A 19,810-nucleotide genomic window follows, 5' to 3' on the forward strand; every position below is an offset into this window, starting at 1 on the left:
CGCAAGCTGTCGAAAGGGCACGCCCCTGTTGTGGTGCGCAGAACAAACTTTCGGCCGATCAGTCATGCAACCGATTGCAATTGAACCGGTTTTAGGGCCATTGCCGTGGCGGTGACGCCGCATTGCGCCCCCGCTTACGGAATTTTCAATGAACATTCAGACCAATCCCAACAAGATCGAACAGACAAGCGCCGGCTTCCCGTCCGTGACGGAAGCGCCGATACGCTCCAATTTCCTGCCTGAGGACCGGCTGCGCGCCTTGGGCGTTGCTTTGGCCAAGGGCGAGGTCAAGGACCTGTTCGGCCTCGCCCCGTTCGAGTTCCAGGCCCGCATCCGCGACAGCGCCAAGAAGATTCTCGAGGTCTACCGTTCGACCAATGCCGCCCAGGCCAAGGGCGAGACCATCACGCCGGCCGCGCAATGGCTGCTCGACAACAATTATCTGGTCGAGGAGACCATTTTCCAGGTCAAGCGCGACCTGCCGCGCCGCTTCTATCGGCAGCTGCCGACGCTCACGCTCGGCGACGGCACTGTGCTGCCGCGCGCCTTCGTCGTTGCCTGGAGCTATGTCGAGCATTCCGACAGCTCCGTCTCGGCCACCATGTTCAAGGCCATTGTCGAGGGCTTCCAGTCGGTCGAGCCGATGAAGATCGGCGAGCTCTGGGCACTCCCCTCCCTGCTGCGCTTCGTGCTGATCGAGAACCTGCGCCGCATTGCCGTGCGCGTCGATCGCACCAGGCAGATGCGACACATCGCCAACGAGGTCGCCGACCGGGTTCTCGCGACCGACGACAATGCCGACCGCACCAGGATCCTGTCGCACTACAGCGCGCATGCGCAGGACACCACATTTGCCACCCAGTTGCTCTACCGCCTGCGCGACGGCTCGCAGAACGCCGGCCGGGCGCTGGAATGGCTAGAGGGAGAGCTGGAAAAGACCGGCTCCGACGCCGAGGAGATCATCATCTCCGAGCATCAGACGCTGTCCAGCGGCAACGTCACGACCGGCAACATCATCCGCGGCCTGCGCCTCATCAACGACGTCGACTGGACGGTCTGGTTCGAAGGCGTCAGCCGAATCGACACGCTGCTGCGTGAAAAGACCGATTTCGCCGACCTCGATTTCTTCTCGCGCGACCAGTACCGCACCGCGATCGAGCAGCTGGCGCGGCGCTCCGAGCTGTCCGAATATCGGGTGGCCGAAAAAGCGATCGAGCTTGCCGGCCACACGCCCGGCGTCACCGATGCGTCCGGCGTGCCGGAGACGGCGGACCCGGACGTGCACACCGATGTCGGCTTTTTCCTGGTCGGGCCGCGCCGGCAGGAGCTGGAAGGGGCGATCGGCTACCGGCCGCCCTTCTATGTGACATTCAAGCGCGCCTTTGCCAGCGCCGGCTGGCTGGGCATCGTCGTGCCGGTCTTCCTGCTGACGGCGCTGCTGCTGGTGCTGTCGGGGAGGGCGCTCGCCAATCTCGGCCTGTCGGTGGAATCGATCACGCTGATGCTGGCGCTGTTCGCGGTGCCGGCAAGCGAAGGCGCGCTCGCCTTCTTCAACACCGTCGTGGCGCTGTTCCTCAAACCCACCCGGCTCGTCGGCTACGACTACAACAAGCACGGCATCCCAGCCGAGGCGCGCACGCTGGTCGTGGTGCCCTCGCTGATCGGCTCGCGCGACGATGTCGAGGAAAACATCCGCAACATCGAGGTGCACCACCTCGCCAACACGGCGGAGGAGATCCATTTCGCGCTGTTGTCCGACTGGCCGGATTCCAAGACCGAGATCGACGCCGCCGACATCGAGATCCTGCAATATGCCCGCGACGAGATCGCCAGGCTCAATGCCCGCTATCCGTCGGAAGGCTCGCCGCGCTTCTACCTCCTGCACCGGCGCCGGCTCTATAACCAGGCGCAGGGCTGCTGGATGGGCTGGGAGCGCAAGCGCGGCAAGCTGCACGAGCTGAACCTTCTCTTGCGCGGCGACAGCGACACCACCTTCCTGCCGCTCGACCTGCCGCTGCCGGAAAAGGTCGTCTATGTGATGACGCTCGACGCCGACACGCGCACGACGCGCGATGCGGTTTCGAGCCTGGTCGGCAAGCTTGCCCATCCGCTCAACCGTCCGCATTTCGATCCGGTCAAGCGCGTCGTCAGCGCCGGCTACACCATCCTGCAGCCGCGCATCACCGCGTCGCTGACCAGCGGTGACGACGCCTCCTTCTTCCAGCGCGTCTTCTCGGCCAATCGAGGCCTCGACCCCTATGTGTTCGCCGTCTCCGACGTCTACCAGGACGTCTTCGGCGACGGGTCCTTCACCGGCAAGGGCCTCTACCATGTCGACGCCTTCGAGGCGGCGCTGAAGAACCGCATCGACGAGAACACCATCCTCAGCCATGACCTGCTCGAAGGCGCGCTCTCGCGCGCCGCGCTGGTCACCGACGTCGAGCTGGTCGAGGACTATCCGACTCGCTACTCGGTCGACGCTTCGCGACATCACCGCTGGGCGCGCGGCGACTGGCAGCTGCTCGGCTACATCTTCGACCCGCGCTCCGGCGTGCCGGCGCTGTCGCGCTGGAAGATGGTCGACAATCTGCGCCGCTCGCTCACCCCGATCTTCTGGGTCATGGCCTGCGTCGCCGGCTGGACGCTGCTGCCCTTCACGCAAGCCGCGCAGTGGCAGGCGCTGCTGATCCTCAGCCTGTTCATGGCGCCGACCTTCGACATCGTGAACGGCATCCTGCCCAAGAGCGGCGACCAGACGCCGCGCGGCCACTTCTCGGCGCTTGCGCGCGACACAGTCTTCGGCACGGCGCTGGTGGCGCTGAAGGTGCTGTTGATGGCGCATCTCGCCTGGATGATGGGCGACGCCATAATCCGCACCATTTACCGCCTCTTTGTCAGCCGGCAGAACCTTCTGGAATGGCGCACCGCCTCGCAGGCCGCCAAGGGCGGTAACGATCTCGGCGCCTATTACGGCATGATGTATGGCGCGGTGATCATCGGCGTGGTGGGCCTCGCCATTCCGGTGCTGGCCGATTCCACGGGCGCCTTCGTCGCCTTCTTCTTCGCCATCTTCTGGATCGCTTCGCCGGCCGTCGCCTGCTGGATCAGCCGCTCGGCCGAGACCGAGGACAGGCTGCGCATTTCGAGCGCCGACATCCAGGTGCTGCGCACCTTCGCGCGCCGCACATGGCACTATTTCGAGACCTTCGTCACGCCCGAGCAGCATCATTTGCCGCCGGACAATTTCCAGGAGAGCCCGGCGCCGGTGGTGGCGCCGCGCACTTCGCCGACCAATATCGGCGTCTATCTGCTCTCGGTGGTTTCGGCGCGCGATTTCGGTTGGATCAGCCTGTCGGATGCCATCACCCGCATCGACGCCACGATGACGACGATCGAGAACATGCCGCGCGACCGCGGCCATCTCTACAACTGGTACGACACGACGACGCTGAAGCCGCTCTATCCGCTTTACATCTCCGCGGTCGACAGCGGCAATCTCGCTGGACATCTGGTCGCGGTTGCCGCCTCTTGCGCCGAATGGGCCGAGGCGCCGTCCGTGCACCTGCAGGGCGATTTCGAAGGCATTATCGACACCGTCACCATTCTCGACGAAAGCCTGGACGAGCTGCCGGACGACCGACGGCAGCTGCGGCCGCTGCGCCAGCGCCTGGCCGACCGTCTTGACGGCATGCGCCGCGCGGTTGCGACCATCAAGGCGCAGCCGGAGATGGCCTCGATCCGCACCATCAACCTTGCCGTGCTGGCCGGCGAGATCCGCAAGCTCGCCACCGCCATCCACACCGAGGCGGCCTCGCCCAAGAGCGATGTCATCGCCGACTGGGCGGAACGGCTGGAGGCGACCTGCGAGGCGCATGTGCACGATTCGCACAATGACGAGAGCGCCGTCGCCGCTCTGCGCGCCAAGCTGCTCGCCCTGCGCGAGCGCTGCCGCCGCTACGCCTTTGAGATGGATTTCTCCTTCCTGATGCGCCAGGAGCGCAAGCTGCTCTCGATCGGCTACCGTGTCGAGGACCGCCAGCTCGACGAGAGCTGCTACGACCTTCTCGCTTCCGAGGCGCGGCTCACCAGCCTGTTCGCCATCGCCAAGGGCGACCTGCCGACCGAGCATTGGTTCCGTCTCGGACGGCCGATCGTCGAGATCGGCTTCCAGGGCGCGCTGATGTCCTGGTCGGGCTCGATGTTCGAGTATCTGATGCCGCCGCTGGTGATGAAGGAGCCGCAGGGCTCGATTCTCAACCAGACCAGCAAGCTCATCATCAAGCGCCAGATCCAGTATGCGCGTTCCAAGAACGTGCCCTGGGGCATTTCGGAAGCGGCTTATAACGCCCGCGACCGCGAGCTCACCTACCAGTACACCAATTTCGGCGTGCCCGGCCTCGGCCTGAAGCGCGGCCTTGGCCAGAACACCGTGATCGCGCCCTATGCGACGATCCTGGCGGCGCAGTTCAGCCCGCGCGAGGCGGTGCAGAACCTGCGGCGTTTGCGCTCGATCGGCGCGCTTGGCCGCCACGGCTTCTACGACGCGGTCGATTTCACGCCGCAGCGCGTGCCCGAAGGCACCGACCATGCCGTGGTGCAGAACTACATGGCGCACCATTCCGGCATGTCGATCGCGGCGGTGGCCGACGCCATTTTCGAGGGCCGGCTGCGCGAGCGTTTCCACAGCGACCCGGTGATCGAGTCGGCCGAGCTTCTCCTGCAGGAGAAGGCGCCGCGCGACATTCCGACCGCGACCGTCAGGACGGAAGCCGACGAACGTTCCAAGGACGAGACGGAGACCGAGAGCCCGGACAGCCGCGTCATCCTCGACCCGATCAAGGCGCTGCGGGCGACCAACGTCATGTCCAACGGCCGCTATTCGGTCATGGTCACCGCGACGGGCTCCGGCTACAGCCGCTTCGGCGAGCTTGCCGTCACCCGCTGGCAGCCGGATCCGAGCGAGGATCGCCTCGGGTCCTACATCTTCCTGCGCGACACTGCGACCGGCGACTGGTGGTCCGCCACCGCCGAGCCGAAGCGCGCCGAGGGCGAGCGCGTCCAGACGCTGTTTGCCGACGACAAGGCGAGCTTCACCAAATCGGTCGGCTCACTGCGTTCCGAGGTCGAATGCATCGTCATTTCCGAAGGCAATGGCGAAGGCCGCCGCATCACGCTCTACAATGACGGCGCCACCGACCGTCATATCGAGGTGACCTCCTTCGCTGAGTTGGTGCTCGGCAACGAGGCCTCGGACAACGCGCATCCGGCGTTCTCCAAGATGTTCGTCGAGACCGAGATCGCGGCGAACAACGGCGCGATCTTCGCCACGCGGCGCAAGCGCGACAAGAACGACCCCGACCTCACCATGGTGCATTTCGTCACCGACCCGTCGGGCCCGTCGCGCGATGCCGAGGCCGAGACCGACCGGCGAGCCTTCATCGGCCGCGGCCGCACCATCGCCGATGCCGTCGCCTTCGACCCCGGCGTCAGGCTTTCCGGCAGCCAGGGCTTCACGCTCGACCCCGTGGCGGCGCTGCGCCGCCAGGTGCGCGTGCCGGCCAACAAGAAAATCTCGCTGACCTTCTGGACCGCCGTCGGTGCCAATCGCGGCGAGCTCGACGAGGCGATCGCCCGGCTCGACCACCAGGAGAGCTTCGCCCGCCAGGCCATGCTGGCCTGGACGCGCAGCCAGGTGCAGACGCGCCATCTGGGGCTCAGCCTCACCGACGCCGCCAATGTGCAGAAGCTGGCGCGTTACCTCATCTATCCCGATCCGTTCCTGCGCCTGCCGGCGGAATCCATCGCCTCGGGCCTCGGCCGCCAGTCGAGCCTGTGGCCGACCAGCATCTCCGGCGATTTCCCGATCTTCCTCGTGCGTATCGGCGACGTCGCCGATCTCGAGATCGTCGCCCAGGCGCTGCGCTTCCAGGAATATATGCGGGCGCGCGGCATGATGATCGACTTCGTCGTCGTCAACGAACAGGCCTCGTCCTACGTACAAGACCTGCAGCGCGCGGTGGAAACGCTGTGCGAGAACAGCCGCCTGCGCGGCCGCGAGCTCGGGCCGCGCCAGCACATCTTCGCAGTGCGCCGCGACCTGATGGACGAGCCGACCTACAAGACCTTGCTGTCGGTCGCGCGAGTGGTTCTTCACACCCGCAACGGCACGATCTTCGACCAGCTCGAACGCGCCGAGACGGCGGCGCTGCAGGCCCGCGATGCCTTGCTGCAGGCGGAGGGCGGCTCGCCGCGCGAACCCAGCCCGCCGCTGCCCCTGCCGGTGCCGGCAAGCCGGGTTGGAACCGACATCGCAGCCGACGGCAGAGGCCTCAGCCTCTGGAACGGCTTTGGCGGCTTCGATGGCGATGGCCGCCACTATGTCACGCGGCTGACCGGACGGCGCTCGACGCCGCAGCCCTGGATCAACGTCATCTCCAACGCGTCCTTCGGCTTCCACGTCTCGGCCGAAGGCGCAGGCTTCACCTGGAGCCGCAACAGCCGCGACTACCAGCTGACGCCATGGTCAAACGACCCGGTGTCGAACCGGCCCGGCGAGGGCTTCTATGTCTTCGACCACGCCAGCGGCAAGGCGTTCTCGCCGATGGCGGCGACGGTACGCGATCCGTCGATGACATATGAGACCTGGCACGGCCAGGGCTTCTCGACCTTCCGCTCCAAGCGAGGCCCATTGTCGATGGACCTGACGCAGGTGGTGGATCCCGTCGATCCGGTGAAGATCAGCCGGCTGCGCATCCAGAATACCGGCTCCGTGCCGGCGCGGCTGCGCGTCTATGCCTATGCCGAATGGGTGCTGGGCGGCCATCGCTCGCGTACCGCGGCGACCATCGTGCCTTCGCGGGATGCGGCTACGGGCGCGCTTCTGGCGCAAAACCCCTACGGCCTCGACTTCGGCGAGCGCGTCGCCTTCCTGGGAGCAAGCCACCCCATCCATTCGGTGACCGCCGACCGCTCCGAATTCATCGGCAGGCACGGCACGACCGAATATCCGCAAGCCGTGCTGGGCGGGCTTGCGCTCTCCGGTCGCATCGAGGCGGGCGACGATCCCTGCGCGGTTCTCGCCAGCGACATCGACATCCCCGCCGGCGGCGACGTCACGCTGTCCTGGCTGCTTGGCGACGCGGCCACGCCCGCAGAGGCAAGCGCGCTGGTGCAGACCCATCGCGGCAAGGATTTCGACCAGCGCCTCGCCGACAATGAAAAGGCCTGGCGCGGCTTCCTCGACACCATCCAGGTCGAGACGCCGGACGAGGCGATGAACGCCATGGTCAACCACTGGCTCCCCTACCAGAGCCTGGCCTGCCGCATCCGCGCGCGCTCGGCCTTCTATCAGGCCAGCGGCGCCTTCGGCTTCCGCGACCAGTTGCAGGACACGTTGGCGCTTCTGGCGCACGATCCGAAGCTGGCGCGCGACCAGATCCTCAATGCGGCGCGCCGGCAGTTCCCGGAAGGCGACGTGCAGCACTGGTGGCTGCCGCGCACCGATGCCGGGGTGCGCACCATGATCTCGGACGACGTCGTCTGGCTGGCGCATGCGACGGCCCGCTACATCGAGGTGACCGGCGACGCCGCGATCCTCAAGGAACAGTTGCCCTTCATCGACGGGCAGCAGCTCGGCGCAGGCGAGCATGACGCCTTCTTCACGCCCGAGATCACCAAAAACACCGCTTCGCTTTACGACCATTGCGCGCGGGCGCTCGATCTCGCGATCAAGCGCAGCAGCCCTGCCGGCCTGCCGCTGATCCTCGGCGGTGACTGGAACGACGGCATGAACCGTGTCGGCGAAGGCGGCAAGGGCGAGAGCGTGTGGTTGGGCTGGTTCCTTCTCAAGACGCTCACCGACTTTGCGCCTGTCGCCAAGGGGCAGGGCGACACCAAGCGGGCGCAGGCGTGGACAAAGCACGCTGACGCGCTGAAACGGGCGCTGGAGAATACTGCCTGGGACGGCCAGTGGTATCGGCGCGGCAGCTTCGACGATGGCACGCCGCTCGGCTCGCACAATTCGGACGAGTGCAAGATCGACTCCATCGCCCAGTCCTGGAGCGTGCTGTCGGGCGAGGGCGATCCTGCCCGCTCGACGACGGCCATGGAGCAGGCGACCGAGTTGCTGGTCGATGACGAGCTCAAGATCGTCAAGCTGTTCACGCCCCCCTTCTCGAAAAGCGAGAAGGACCCCGGCTATATCAGGAGCTACCCGCCGGGCGTGCGCGAGAATGGCGGCCAGTACACTCATGCCGCCACCTGGTTCGTGATCGCGCTCGCCGAAATGGGCCGCACCGACGAGGCCTATCGCTGTTTCTCGATGCTGAACCCAGTCAATCATGCCTCGGACGAGGCGGCTGCCGAACACTACCGCGTCGAGCCCTATGTCGTGGCCGCCGACATCTATGCCGGCGAAGGCAAGGGCGGCCGCGGCGGCTGGACCTGGTATACGGGCTCGGCCGGCTGGCTTTACCGCGCCGCGGTGGAAGGCATCCTCGGCATCGAGCGGCGCGGCAAGGAGATCACGTTTAGGCCGAAGCTGCCCGGGCACTGGGACGGCTACGCTGCGACGCTCAAGATGTTCGGCGGTGAAATCAAGCTTCGCGTCATCCGCGACAAAAAGACCAAGTCGATCTCGCTAGAAGTCGACGGTTCTAAGAAAAGATCGGCCTCTTTCGAGCCGAAAGCCGGCGGCAAGACCGAGGTCGTCGTCAGGATACCTGCGTAAAATCAAAGGCTTGGCTGATTGGCCGCGCGCTCTTCGGAGTGCGTGGCCATTTCGCTTTTTTTACTTGGCGGTGATGCCGGACATCGCGGCGTGCGATCTTTTAGCGCATGCTAACCAAGCGGCGGGTGATTAAAAATGTGGCAGCGGAGAGCAAGTGCCACTATTTTGCCGCAAGGCTGACATTTCACCTTTTATCTCAAACCGTTAGGTGATCACGTCAGATTTCGTACCGTCGTCATCTTTTGTTCGCAAAATGGGAACGGAAGGGATAGACGACGCATTGTTTCGCGACACATTAACCTGTACGTGTCAAAAAATGGTGCGGTGCACAATACCGGCATTGAGCACGGACAAGAGTTTGGCGGAGTAGCTGAAGTGTCACTTCTGCAGATCTACTTTAGAGCGCTGGGTTATCTGGCGGCCGACAAGAAGCGCGTCGCGCTGATTTGCGGCGCCAACGTCGCGCTCGCGGCGATCGCGATCCTCGAGCCGATCCTCTTGGGTCGGGTCATCGGTGCCATTTCCGAAAAAGGCGCGGTGTTCTCGACGCTCGCCGTCTGGGCCGCTCTGGGCGCCTTCAACGTCGTCGCCTTCGTGCTGGTGGCGCGCGGTGCCGACCGCTTCGCCCATGCCCGCCGCTCCGAAGTGCTGTGCCAGTCCTTCGAACGCGTGATCACCATGCCGCTCGCCTGGCACCACCAGCGCGGCACGTCCAATTCGCTGCACACGCTGCTGCGTGCCGTCGAGACCCTGTTCAGCCTCTGGCTCGAATTCATGCGCGTGCATCTGTCGACCGCCATCGCGCTGGTGCTGCTGGTGCCGACCGCGCTCGCCATGGACATCCGCATGTCGGTCGTGCTGCTCGGCCTCGGGGTGCTTTACGTCGGCATCGGCCGTATCGTCATGCGCCACACCAAGTCGGGGCAGACCGCCGTCGAGCGCCATTACCACACCGTCTTTGCCCACGTGTCCGACAGCGTCAGCAATGTCGCCGTGCTGCAAAGCTACAACCGCATCGGCCATGAGACCGCGACGTTGAAGCGTTACGTCAAGGATCTGCTCGACGCGCAGAACCCTGTGCTCGACTGGTGGGCGATCGCCAATGCGCTGAACCGGCTGTCGTCGACCATCTCGATGATGATCGTGCTGTCGATCGGCGCCTATCTCGTCACCCGTGGCCAGCTCCGCGTCGGCGACGTCGTCGCCTTCACCGGTTTTGCCGGGATGCTGATCGCCCGTCTCGACCAGATGTCGGCCTTCACCACCCAGATTTCCGAGGCCCGCGCCAAGCTCGAGGATTTCTACCGCCTTGAGGACTCGGCCGCCGAAGCCATCGAGCCGGATGGCTTGCGCGAGCTCACCAACGTCACCGGCCATGTGCGCTTCGAGGACGTCAGCTTCGAGTTCGCCAATTCGGGCCACGGCATCGAAGACGTCTCGTTCGAGGTTCAGGCTGGCCAGACGGTCGCCATCGTCGGCCCGACCGGTGCCGGCAAGACGACGCTGATCAATCTGCTCCAGCGGGTCTTCACGCCGTCCTGCGGCCGTATCCTGATCGACGGCATCGACACCAAGACCGTGACCCGCAAGTCGCTGCGTCACTCGATCGCCACCGTCTTCCAGGACGCCGGCCTGCTCAACCGCTCGATCGAGGACAATATCCGCGTTGGCCGCGCCGATGCGAGCAATGACGAGGTGCACGCCGCCGCCAATGCCGCCGCCGCCCAGGACTTCATCCTGGCCAAGAGCAGCGGTTACGACACCGTCGTCGGCGAGCGCGGCGGCCAGCTCTCGGGCGGCGAGCGCCAGCGCATCGCCATCGCCCGCGCAGTGCTGAAGGATGCGCCGATCCTGGTGCTCGACGAGGCGACCAGCGCGCTCGACGTGGAGACCGAGGACCGCGTCAAGGAGGCGATTGACGAGCTGCGCCGCAACCGCACGACCTTCATCATCGCCCACCGCCTGACCACGGTCCGCGACGCCGACCTCGTCGTCTTCATGGACAAGGGCAGGGTGGTCGAGATGGGCGGCTTCACCGAGCTGTCGCTGCGCAACGGCCGCTTCGCCGCCCTGCTGCGCGCTGGCGGCCTGCTCAACGACGAAGAGGTCCGCCGCCTCAGCCGTCCGGTTACGGAAGCGGCGTAATCCTAGAATTCCCCCTTCCCCCCTTGTGGGGGAAGGTGTCGCCGAAGGCGCGGGGTGCTCCAGGGAAAGCCGGCGTCTCACTCCGCTGGAACACCCCTCATCCGTCTCGGCGCTACGCGCCGATCCACCTTCTCCCACAAGGGAGAAGGAAACGCCTGCGACATCCGTCCAATTGCCCCTGACCTCACGCCGGTCTATTTAGATCGCCATGAGCGACACGACCTCACGCTTTTCCGGCTGGATCGATCTCGCCAACCCGACGCGCTTCGTCGGGCTGGCCGACAAGGTCATTCCGTGGCTGGCGGCGGTCGCGGCGATTCTGCTTGGCGTGGGCCTCTATATGAGCTTCACCGCGCCGGAGGATTTCCAGCAGGGCATCACCGTGCGCATCATGTATATCCACGTTCCCTTCGCGTGGCTCGCCATGATGTGCTACACGATCATGGCGATCTCGGCGCTGGGCACGCTGGTCTGGCGCCATCCGCTGGCCGATGTCGCGCTGAAATCGGCCGCTCCGATCGGCGCCACCTTTACCGCGCTCGCGCTGATCACCGGCTCCATCTGGGGCAAGCCGATGTGGGGCACCTGGTGGGTATGGGACGCGCGGCTGACCTCGGTCTTCGTGCTTTTCCTGATGTATCTCGGCATCATCGCGCTGACCCGCGCGTTGGATGACGCCGGCCGCGCCGCCTGGGCCGCCGCCATCATCACGCTGGTCGGCTTCATCAACATCCCGATCATCAAATTCTCGGTCGACTGGTGGAACACGCTGCACCAGCCGGCATCGGTCTTCCGCCTGGGCGGCCCGACCATCGATCCCTCGATGCTGTGGCCGCTCGGTGTGATGGCGCTGGGTTTCACCGTGCTGTTCTTCGCCCTGCACCTGATGGCGATGCGCACGGAGATCTTCAGGCGGCGGGTGACGGCGATGCGGAGAGTGGCGGCAAGGCAGGCGGAGCGGCAGTAGGGCTCACCCCATCTTCCCGCGCGCCGCCACCGGCAGTGTCTCCAGTACCTTGTCGCCGTCGATCAGATGCACCTGATCGAACAAATTCGTCACCACGCAGCAATGGTCGGGCACGACGCGCACCCGCTCACCGATGCGAAGCCCCGCGCCATCGGCAAGCGTGACGGTGCCATGCTCCTCGCTTAAGCCGGTGACTCGTGCGCCCGGCATGCCCAGCAGCTCGCCGAATTCGGGGAGCCCGAGTGTGTCGGAGGACAGCGCCTTGCTGCCTGAGTCGAGGATGGCGCGGGTCGGCGTCGGGTGGCTGACCACGGTGGCAAGCACCGTCAGCGCGCAGTTGTCCAGCGTGCCGACGCCTTTGGCGACCTGGTAGCGGTCGAGATAAATATAGGTTCCGGGCCGGTATTCGGTGACGATGCTGTTCTCGCCGGAGCGCCACATATCCGGCGTTCCGCCGCTGGAGACGCGCGGGCATTCAAGCCCCGCCGCGGCAAGCGCGTCGTGCGCGCTTTTCAGCCAGGCCTCGGCTTGCGCTGCACGGCCGGCGGCCGGATAGGTCATCAACCCGCCGAAGGCGAGGCCCTTGGCCTGGTCGATGACCTTCGCCAGCGCCGCCGCTTCGGCCGGAGTCTGCACGCCACAGCGGCCCATCCCGGTGTCGCACTCGACCAGCACCTGCAGCGGATGGCCGGCATCGGTGAAGGTGGCGGCAAGGCCTTCCAGCGTCTCGCGGCTGTCCGCCGTCACCGACAGCGTGACGCTGCCATGCAGGGCCTTGAGCCGCTCCAGCTTGGCGCGGCCGAGTATGTTGTAGGGCAGAAAAATATCTTCAAGCCCGGCATCGGCCATCACTTCGGCCTCGCCAATCTTCTGGCAGGTGATGCCGACGGCGCCGGCCGCGACCTGCTTCTTCGCCCAATAGGGCAGCTTGTGCGTCTTGATGTGCGGCCGCAGCTTCAGCCCGTGGGCGTCCGCATGCGCCTGTGCCTTTTTGATGTTGGCTTCGGCGCGGGCCGCATCGATCAGGATCGCCGGCGTGTCGAGGTCGTCAATGCTTGGCATGAAAGTCACCATTCAAGGCATGTCTCCCGAGATCCGGTTTCGGGAAAAAGACATGCGTAAAATCGGAAAGTCCGGTTGGGTTTATGGTCCCGATCCGGCCGGATGTCACGGGCCAGGGCAGCGGGTTTGCGTCGACAGCGGACCGGCATTGGGCTATTCGGAGGTCCGAATTTCAGCAAGGCATCGGCCGGAGGAGGTCCCCCATGAAGCGCTCCAGGATCAACGAGATCATCCGCGAGGCCGACGCGTTTATCCGCTCCTTCGGCTATATCATGCCGCCCTTCGCCTATTGGTCGCCGGAAGAGATGAATGCGCACAAGGCCGACTCCTCGGCCATCTTCACCTCGCGCCTCGGCTGGGACATCACCGACTACGGCCAGGAGAAGTTCGACGAGCTCGGCCTGTTCCTGTTCACCGTGCGCAACGGCCGCTACGAGGACATGAAGCTCGGCATGGGCATGCTCTATGCCGAAAAGATCATGATCTCGCGCAAGGACCAGCTCTCGCCAATGCACCGCCACAACATCAAGGCCGAGGACATCATCAACCGCGGCGGCGGCAAGCTGGTGCTGGAGCTGTTCATGCATGACCGCGACGGCGGCATCGACCCGAAGGCCGAAGTGTCGGTGCCGGTCGACGGCACCATCACCAGATTGCCGGCGGGCGGGCTGCTGAAGCTCGATCCCGGCCAGAGCGTGACGCTTCTGCCCGGCGTCTGGCACGCCTTCTGGGCCGAGGGCAAGGACGTGCTGATCGGCGAGGTTTCCACCGTCAATGACGACCTCACCGACAACGTCTTCCGCGACCCGATCGGCCGCTTCTCCAACGTCGACGAGGACGTCGCGCCGCTGCACCTGCTGGTGGCGGACTATGAGAAGTGGGTGGGGTAGGCGAGAGAGGCTTCGCTACCGCGCATACTTGTCCGCCTTGCGGTTCCCAAGCAGCAGTTTGCGTTCCAGATGCGCGCGGAGCTCGCCGTAATAGGCGGTGAGGAAAGCCTTTGAATCGACCGGCTCGACCCGGGCCCCGATCTTGCGGGCGATCGTCTCCGCCACCGCTTTAAGCGCCGAATAATCGTCGCGGCGCAGCACTTCCTCCAGCTTCTGCAGCTCGGCGATGCCATAGGCGTCGAGCTGCGCTGCGCTGAACTGGAAGCGGGCGGCGACCGGGTCCTTGCGCCGCGAAAGGTCCTCGAGCAGCGCCACTTTCGGAGCTTCGACCACCCAGGTGCCGGCGAGCAGGTCGCCGATCCTCAAGCGATCGCGGTTGAACAGCGGGAACAACGAGAACAGCAACGCCCACACCAGGCCGAAGATGGTCGACAGCGTGTCGGCGACGTCGGCGCTGGCGCGCGCGGCGAGGATCGACAGCGGCAGGAAAACCTCGATCTCGCGCATCAGGTTACGCGCGATGACCTGGTCCAGCGTGAGGCCGGCGCCGCTGCGTGAGGCGACCCTGACGCCGACCATGCGCTTGCCCGGGGTGGCTGCCCGCCGGCCTGCCTCGAAGGCGATGAAATAGACGTTGCGTAGGAAGAAGATGAAAATGATCCAGACGATGAACAGCGGCTGGGCATCCTCGAAGCCGAGGCCGGCGAGGCCGAAGATTGTCACCAGGGAGACGACCACGGCCGCGATGACGATGATCACCACGTCGAGCAGGAACCCTGAAGCCCGGGTGCCGGCATCCGCCAGTTTCACGCGCAGGTCGACGCCTTCTGGCGTGACCAGCGGGCGGATCAGCGCTGCCGGGTCCTTGACCTTCGCTTTGCTAGCGGTCGCCATGCCGCACCATCCGGAACAGGTAGAAATAACAGATCCATAAGGCCAGCATGCCGCCGCCGATCGAGTAGCGGGCGATGTCGCTGGTGATCGTCTGCCTTCCGATGCCCTCCAACAGTCCGGCGAAAAGCAGCATCACCGTGACGCCGACCATGGCGGTCGCCGCCACGCGCCCGGCTCGCGCCGCGGCGGCCATCCGGGTCAGTTCGCCGGGAAAGGCGATGCTGGTGCCGATGCGCATCCCGGCCGCACCCGCGATGGCGATGGCGAACAGCTCTGTCGTGCCATGGATCGAAAGCCAGCCGCCTAGTTCGAAGCCAAGGCCCTTGGCGGCATAGATCTGGAAGATCGCGCCGAGCATGCAGCCATTCATCAGGATGATCAGCACGCTCGGCACGGCAAAGGCAAAACCCAGCGCGAAGGCCAGGATCGAGACCTGCGTGTTGTGGGTGAAGAGATAGGCGGCAAAGCCTGAGAGAAAGTGATCGCCGCCGCCGTAAAGCACGCTGCGCAGCATCTCGGCCGATGAGTCCGGGTTGCGCCCGCCGGCCAGGCTCGGCGCGATGATGGCGTCGTACCAGCGCTTGTCGGAGGCGACCAGCCAATAGCCGGCAATGGCGCCGATCACGGTGAGGGCGACCGACGTCCACACCTCGCGCCACAGATCGCGGATCGCGGCCGGCCAGTCACGCAGGAAGAAGTCGCCGATGCGCGTCCTCAAGGATCGCCGCGCGCCGTAGAGATAGAAGTAGCCGCGCAGGCACAGCGCCTCGAGATAGGCGATCAGCGCGCTGTCGAGCGAGGTCGCGCGCGCCACTGAAAGCGATGACAGCGCCGAGCGATAGAGGAGCGGCAGCGACAGCAGCTCGTCTTCCGACAGCGCGCGCGGCGCGCGCTTCTCGACGCGTGCCAGCAGCGCCTCGAAGGCTTTCCAGTCGGCCTCCCGCTCCTGGCGGAAGCTGGCCAGCGACTGGCGAACCGCGTCGGTGCCGGCGGACAGCGTCATAAGAGGTTCTCCTCCTTGAGCTGGATATAGCGCTCGACCAGCGCCGGGCCGAGCCGCTGATGGTCGGCCTCGATGACATGCGCGCCGAGCAGCCTGAGCCTGCCGATCACCACCTGCCGCTGCCGCAAGAGGTCGCCGGCGGTGACGGCGCGGGCGACATCCTCGGGCTCCGCCGGCGCCATGTCCGCCAGCGTCTCCAGCTCTACGTCCCGCATCAGCATGAACAGCACCAGATGCCGCTCGGTCAGCCGGCCGACAGTGCGCAGCATCAGCTCCGCGCTGATCGGATCGACGAAATCGGTGAAGACAATGACCAGCGAGCGCCGGTCGAGCTTGGCCGAAAGCGTGGTGAGCGCCAGGGTGAAGTTGGTCTCCTCGGTCGAATAGTCGATCTCGGCGGCGCGCTTCTGGATCATGGTGAAACTCGGCGAGCCGCGCACCGCGCCGCTGGAAACGCGCGGCCTTGCATCGAAGGAGAACAGGCTGACGAGATCGCCGCCCTTGAGCGCGATGAAGGCCGACAGAAGTGCGGCCGTCACCGCCCGGTCGACCTTCGGCACGCCATCGACCGGCTCGCACATCAGCCGGCCGCTATCGATCGCCAGAACGATGTTGTTGTTTTCCTCGATCCGGAATTCGCGCGCCAGAAGCTTGCCGTGGCGGGCGCTGCGCTTCCAGTCGATCATGCGCCGGCCCATGCCGGGCTGGTAATCCTTTAGCGCCTCGAACTCGCGGCCCTGGCCAGCGCGCTTTTGCGCATGGCCGTCGGCAAGGGCTGAGCGTTGCAGGAGCGTGATCGCCTCGTCGCGCGCGCTGTTGACGTTGGGCAGCACCGCGACCTTGCGGTCGACCGGCAATACGACCTGGTTCCACACCAGCCCGAACGGGCCCTGCCAGCGCAGCCACAGCCGATCGAAACTGGCGATACCGCGCCGGATCGCCTCGAATTCGAGGTCGAGCGTGCCGCCTTTGGCCGGCAAAGCGCCGCCGGTGCCCGCTACCGGCTGGACGCGCTGGTCATGCCCGACGCGCGCCTGCAGGCGGCGCAGCTTTGCCCCGACACCGGCCGCGATGTGCAGCGTGAAGCGCCCGCCGATGCCGACCTGCGGCGGCGCCGTCAGCACCGCATCGAGCGAGGCGCGGCCTCTGCCCGCGGCCGCGTCCACCGCCAGGAAGGCAAGCAGAACGCAGATCCACAACAGGCCGAGATACCAGACAGAGGGCAAAGCGAGCGCGATCAGGAAGGCGGGGATCGCCCCCGCCGCCGCTGCCCAGACCGCTCGGCCGCTCGGATAGATCAACGCGGCGCTTCCGTATGGTCGACGAGGTCGGAGACGATCTGCTCGACCAGCCGCCCGTCGATCTGTGCGGCCGGCGAAAGCACGACGCGGTGGCGCAGCGCCGGCACGGCCAGAGCCTTGACGTCGTCGGGGATGACATAGTTGCGGCCATCGAGTGCCGCTCTGGCGCGCGCCGCTCGGGCCAGCATGGCGCCCGCGCGAGGACTCGCGCCCACCTCCAGGTCGGGGCTTTCGCGCGTGCCGCGCACAAGTGCTGCGATATAGCCGACGACATCGCCGACCAGCGTGACGTCGCCCACCGTCGCGACGGCGGCTTCCAGTGCCTTGCGGTCGGTCTGCGCCTTGATGCCGTATTGCCCGATATCGTGCGAGGCCGAGCCGCCGCCGTGGTTGACGATGATGGCGCGCTCTTCCGCGAGATCCGGATAGCTCACGCGGTGCTTGAACAGGAAACGGTCGAGCTGAGCCTCGGGCAGCGGATAGACGCCCTGATGCTCGATCGGGTTCTGCGTCGCCACCACCATGAAATTCCGCCCAAGCGAATGCGTGGTGCCGTCGAAGGTGACGGCGTGCTCCTGCATGGCCTCGAGCAGGGCGGCCTGCGTCTTCGGCGGCGTGCGGTTGATTTCGTCGGCGAGCAGAAGGTCGCAGAAGATCGGGCCGCGCGTCAGCGTGAACTGCCCGGTCTGGAAATTGTAGATGTTTGCGCCGACGATATCGCCGGGCATCAGGTCGGGCGTGAACTGGATGCGGCCATAGGCGACGCCCAGCGCCTGCGCGAAGCAGCGCGCCGTCATGGTCTTGGCGGTGCCCGGCGGACCCTCGAGCAGGATATGGCCGCCGGCAAACAAGGCCGTTAGCATCAGGTCGACCGTGTCGTGCTGACCGGTGATCGCTTTCGCCACTTCTTCCCTGATCGCGTTCGCCAGGGCCTTCACTTCATCGACGTTCACCGAGCCTCCTTGCCGTCCAGTCATGCAGCTGTTCTGCTGCTTCATGCATTGCTGCCAAATTGTTGGATTCGTTCGCGGCCTGGAAGCGCCGGGTGAAGCCGTGCGCCTCGCCCTTGTCGCGGGAATCGAGCCAGCGGTCGAGCGCCTCGCCCTGCAGCCCATGCGGCGCGCCGAGCAGGGCGGCAGCGCGCTGCCGCACCAGCGTCGCATAGCGGTCGCCAAGTTCCTGCAGGCGCCCGGCGCGTTTCAACAGCATCGCCGTTGTGTCGACCAGTGCGCGCTTGCCGAAGGCGATGGCGCGGCCTTCCGCGCGCGGCGGCCCGAAGCGGCCGAGCCCGTGCAGGAATGCAAGCGCGGCCGCCACCAGCACCGACAGCGTCAAAGCCAGGAAGGGCGGTTCGATCAAAAGCTTGGCGAGATCGTATTTCTGGCCGATACCGTGCAGCGTCAGGTCGAACATGACCGCGCCCTTGGCGGGCTCCAGCATGGCGATCATGTCAAGCGCGGCGGCCGCCTTCTGCTCGTCGCCCAACGCGGCATTGTTGATGAAATCGGGATCGGTGAGGATATAGAAGGGTTCGTTGTCGAGCTCGGTGAGGATGGCTTTGCCGTTACCGGCCGCGATCAGCGGGTGATCATCCGCCACCCATTGCAGTTCGTCCGGCACGGCGATCCTGCGGCCTTGGACATCGATCATGTCGACCGCCGGCTTGCCTTCGCCGAGCTTCGCCTTGGCGATGCGGCCGAGCCAGTCGTTGACGACCGCATTGGGAAGTCGTTCGGCCTTGGTCTCCCAGCCGTCATGGCCCAGCAAGGGAACGGTCTGCCATTTCGGCAGCACGAAAAGCGTGTCCTTGCCGGTGCGCAGCTTGATGAGGTGGTCGAGCGCGGCCGGGTCGCTGCCCGGCGCGATGGTGACCACGAGCAGGAAGGTCGAAGCCAGCGGGGACTCCAGGTCCTTCTCGCCGCGCTCCATCGGCGGCGGCTGTCCATTGGTGAGCTTCAGCCATTCGACAAGCCCGGCATAACCGGTGCCGCCTTTCGAAAACGGCGTTGCGCCGCCTTCAGGCTGGCGGAAATCGGGGGCATAGGTGGACAGCAGGAAGAAGCCGGCAGCGGCCAAAAGGCTGGCGAAGATGCCCCAGAACAACGTCTTGCGGCTGAACGGTTCCTGCGCTGCTTCCGTCGTTGCCGCGCTCATGCCCAGGCGTCCCGGAAGGCGAAACGCTCATAGGCGCCGCGTGCCTGCTGCCAGCCTTCGGCGCCGACAGGCCGCCGGGCAAACAGTGCGGCTTCGACGATGCGGGCGATCTCGCTGAAGGCGGCGCGGGGCCGGGTGGGTATCGAGTCGGCGGCCGCGATGTCGCGCGCGGTGAGCGACGGTCGCAGGAAGTCCGGTATGCGGGTCGCGATGTCGGCGACGCTGCGGCGCAACAGAAGATGCACCGCCTCGTCGAACTCGCCGCGGGCGGCGAGCGCATCGGCCTCGGAGAGCAGGACCTGGGCGACGCCTGCGTCCGGGCGCCACTCCTCCTTCTCCTCGGTCTCCTGGCGCTTGCGCCACCAGGGCAGGCGCCAGGCGACGCCTTTGGCTTCAAGAACGAGCAGAAAAGCGATGATCGCGACGCCGATGATCACCGCGCCCCAGAACAGATAGATCATGTAGGGGCCGAGCTTGGCCAAGCCGTCCAGCAGCGGCTTCAGCCATTGCGGCGGCTCGGGCCGCACGAAGGCCGGCAGCTCGAACTGGATCGAATCGTCCGCCAGCAGCTGTTTGTGCAACTGCGCCAGCCGTTCCGCATCTTCCGTCCCTGCGGCTGTCACCCCGTTTCCCCTGCAACCCGCGGTTCAGGCTGACACTGGCAAT

11 protein-coding genes are annotated in these 19,810 nt (G+C 65.8%); 4 read left to right on the forward strand and 7 right to left on the reverse strand.

Annotated features, from left to right (window positions below; translation table 11 throughout):
- Positions 1–148 precede the first annotated feature (148 nt).
- The 3 genes from EN852_RS12280 (at position 149) to EN852_RS12290 (ending at position 11,840) form a co-directional block, all read left to right on the forward strand.
- On the forward strand, positions 149–8,728 hold the full coding sequence (locus tag EN852_RS12280) for a glucoamylase family protein (RefSeq protein WP_127873865.1): 8,580 nt from the start codon (positions 149–151) through the stop codon (positions 8,726–8,728).
- A 375-nt stretch (positions 8,729–9,103) separates the two neighbouring features.
- The gene (locus EN852_RS12285; protein WP_127873864.1) at positions 9,104–10,873 is read left to right on the forward strand and encodes a glucan ABC transporter ATP-binding protein/ permease; all 1,770 of its coding nucleotides are present in this window, start codon (positions 9,104–9,106) and stop codon (positions 10,871–10,873) included.
- Between the two features lie 208 nt (positions 10,874–11,081).
- A complete protein-coding gene (locus EN852_RS12290) occupies positions 11,082–11,840 on the forward strand; it encodes a heme ABC transporter permease (RefSeq protein WP_127873863.1) in 759 nt (252 codons plus the stop codon).
- A gap of 3 nt (positions 11,841–11,843) precedes the next feature.
- Here the strand turns inward: EN852_RS12290 and EN852_RS12295 are convergent, their stop codons facing one another.
- Positions 11,844–12,902: a D-TA family PLP-dependent enzyme gene (locus EN852_RS12295; RefSeq protein ID WP_127873862.1), complete on the reverse strand. Its 1,059-nt coding sequence runs from the start codon at positions 12,900–12,902 to the stop codon at positions 11,844–11,846.
- Between the two features lie 203 nt (positions 12,903–13,105).
- Between EN852_RS12295 and EN852_RS12300 the strand changes: the two genes are divergently transcribed.
- Positions 13,106–13,792, forward strand: coding sequence for a D-lyxose/D-mannose family sugar isomerase (locus EN852_RS12300; protein WP_127873861.1), 687 nt, complete (start codon positions 13,106–13,108; stop codon positions 13,790–13,792).
- 15 nt (positions 13,793–13,807) lie between these two features.
- Here the strand turns inward: EN852_RS12300 and EN852_RS12305 are convergent, their stop codons facing one another.
- From EN852_RS12305 to EN852_RS12330, 6 genes are read right to left on the reverse strand one after another with little or no spacing between them, the layout of a single operon-like run.
- Positions 13,808–14,686 carry an RDD family protein gene (locus EN852_RS12305; RefSeq protein ID WP_127873860.1) on the reverse strand — a complete coding sequence of 293 codons (879 nt, stop codon included), beginning with the start codon at positions 14,684–14,686 and terminating at the stop codon, positions 13,808–13,810.
- Entirely contained in the window at positions 14,673–15,689 is a 1,017-nt protein-coding gene (locus EN852_RS12310) for a stage II sporulation protein M (RefSeq protein ID WP_127873859.1), read from the reverse strand. The genes EN852_RS12305 and EN852_RS12310 overlap by 14 nt, the downstream gene beginning before the upstream one ends.
- Positions 15,686–16,990, reverse strand: a complete 1,305-nt coding sequence (locus EN852_RS12315; protein ID WP_127873858.1) for a DUF58 domain-containing protein — start codon at positions 16,988–16,990, stop codon at positions 15,686–15,688. The genes EN852_RS12310 and EN852_RS12315 overlap by 4 nt, the downstream gene beginning before the upstream one ends.
- Positions 16,987–17,943 (reverse strand): MoxR family ATPase, encoded by a 957-nt coding sequence (locus tag EN852_RS12320; RefSeq protein WP_127873857.1) that lies wholly within the window; start codon positions 17,941–17,943, stop codon positions 16,987–16,989. The genes EN852_RS12315 and EN852_RS12320 overlap by 4 nt, the downstream gene beginning before the upstream one ends.
- The gene (locus EN852_RS12325) at positions 17,930–19,144 is read right to left on the reverse strand and encodes a DUF4350 domain-containing protein (RefSeq protein WP_127873856.1); all 1,215 of its coding nucleotides are present in this window, start codon (positions 19,142–19,144) and stop codon (positions 17,930–17,932) included. Before EN852_RS12325 ends, EN852_RS12320 begins: the two co-directional genes overlap by 14 nt.
- Complete coding sequence (locus EN852_RS12330; protein WP_127873855.1) at positions 19,141–19,767, reverse strand: DUF4129 domain-containing protein; 627 nt, start codon at positions 19,765–19,767, stop codon at positions 19,141–19,143. The genes EN852_RS12325 and EN852_RS12330 overlap by 4 nt, the downstream gene beginning before the upstream one ends.
- Between the last annotated feature and the right edge of the window lie 43 nt (positions 19,768–19,810).

Source organism: Mesorhizobium sp. M2E.F.Ca.ET.209.01.1.1 (genome assembly GCF_004010375.2).
Taxonomy (GTDB): Bacteria; Pseudomonadota; Alphaproteobacteria; order Rhizobiales; family Rhizobiaceae; genus Mesorhizobium.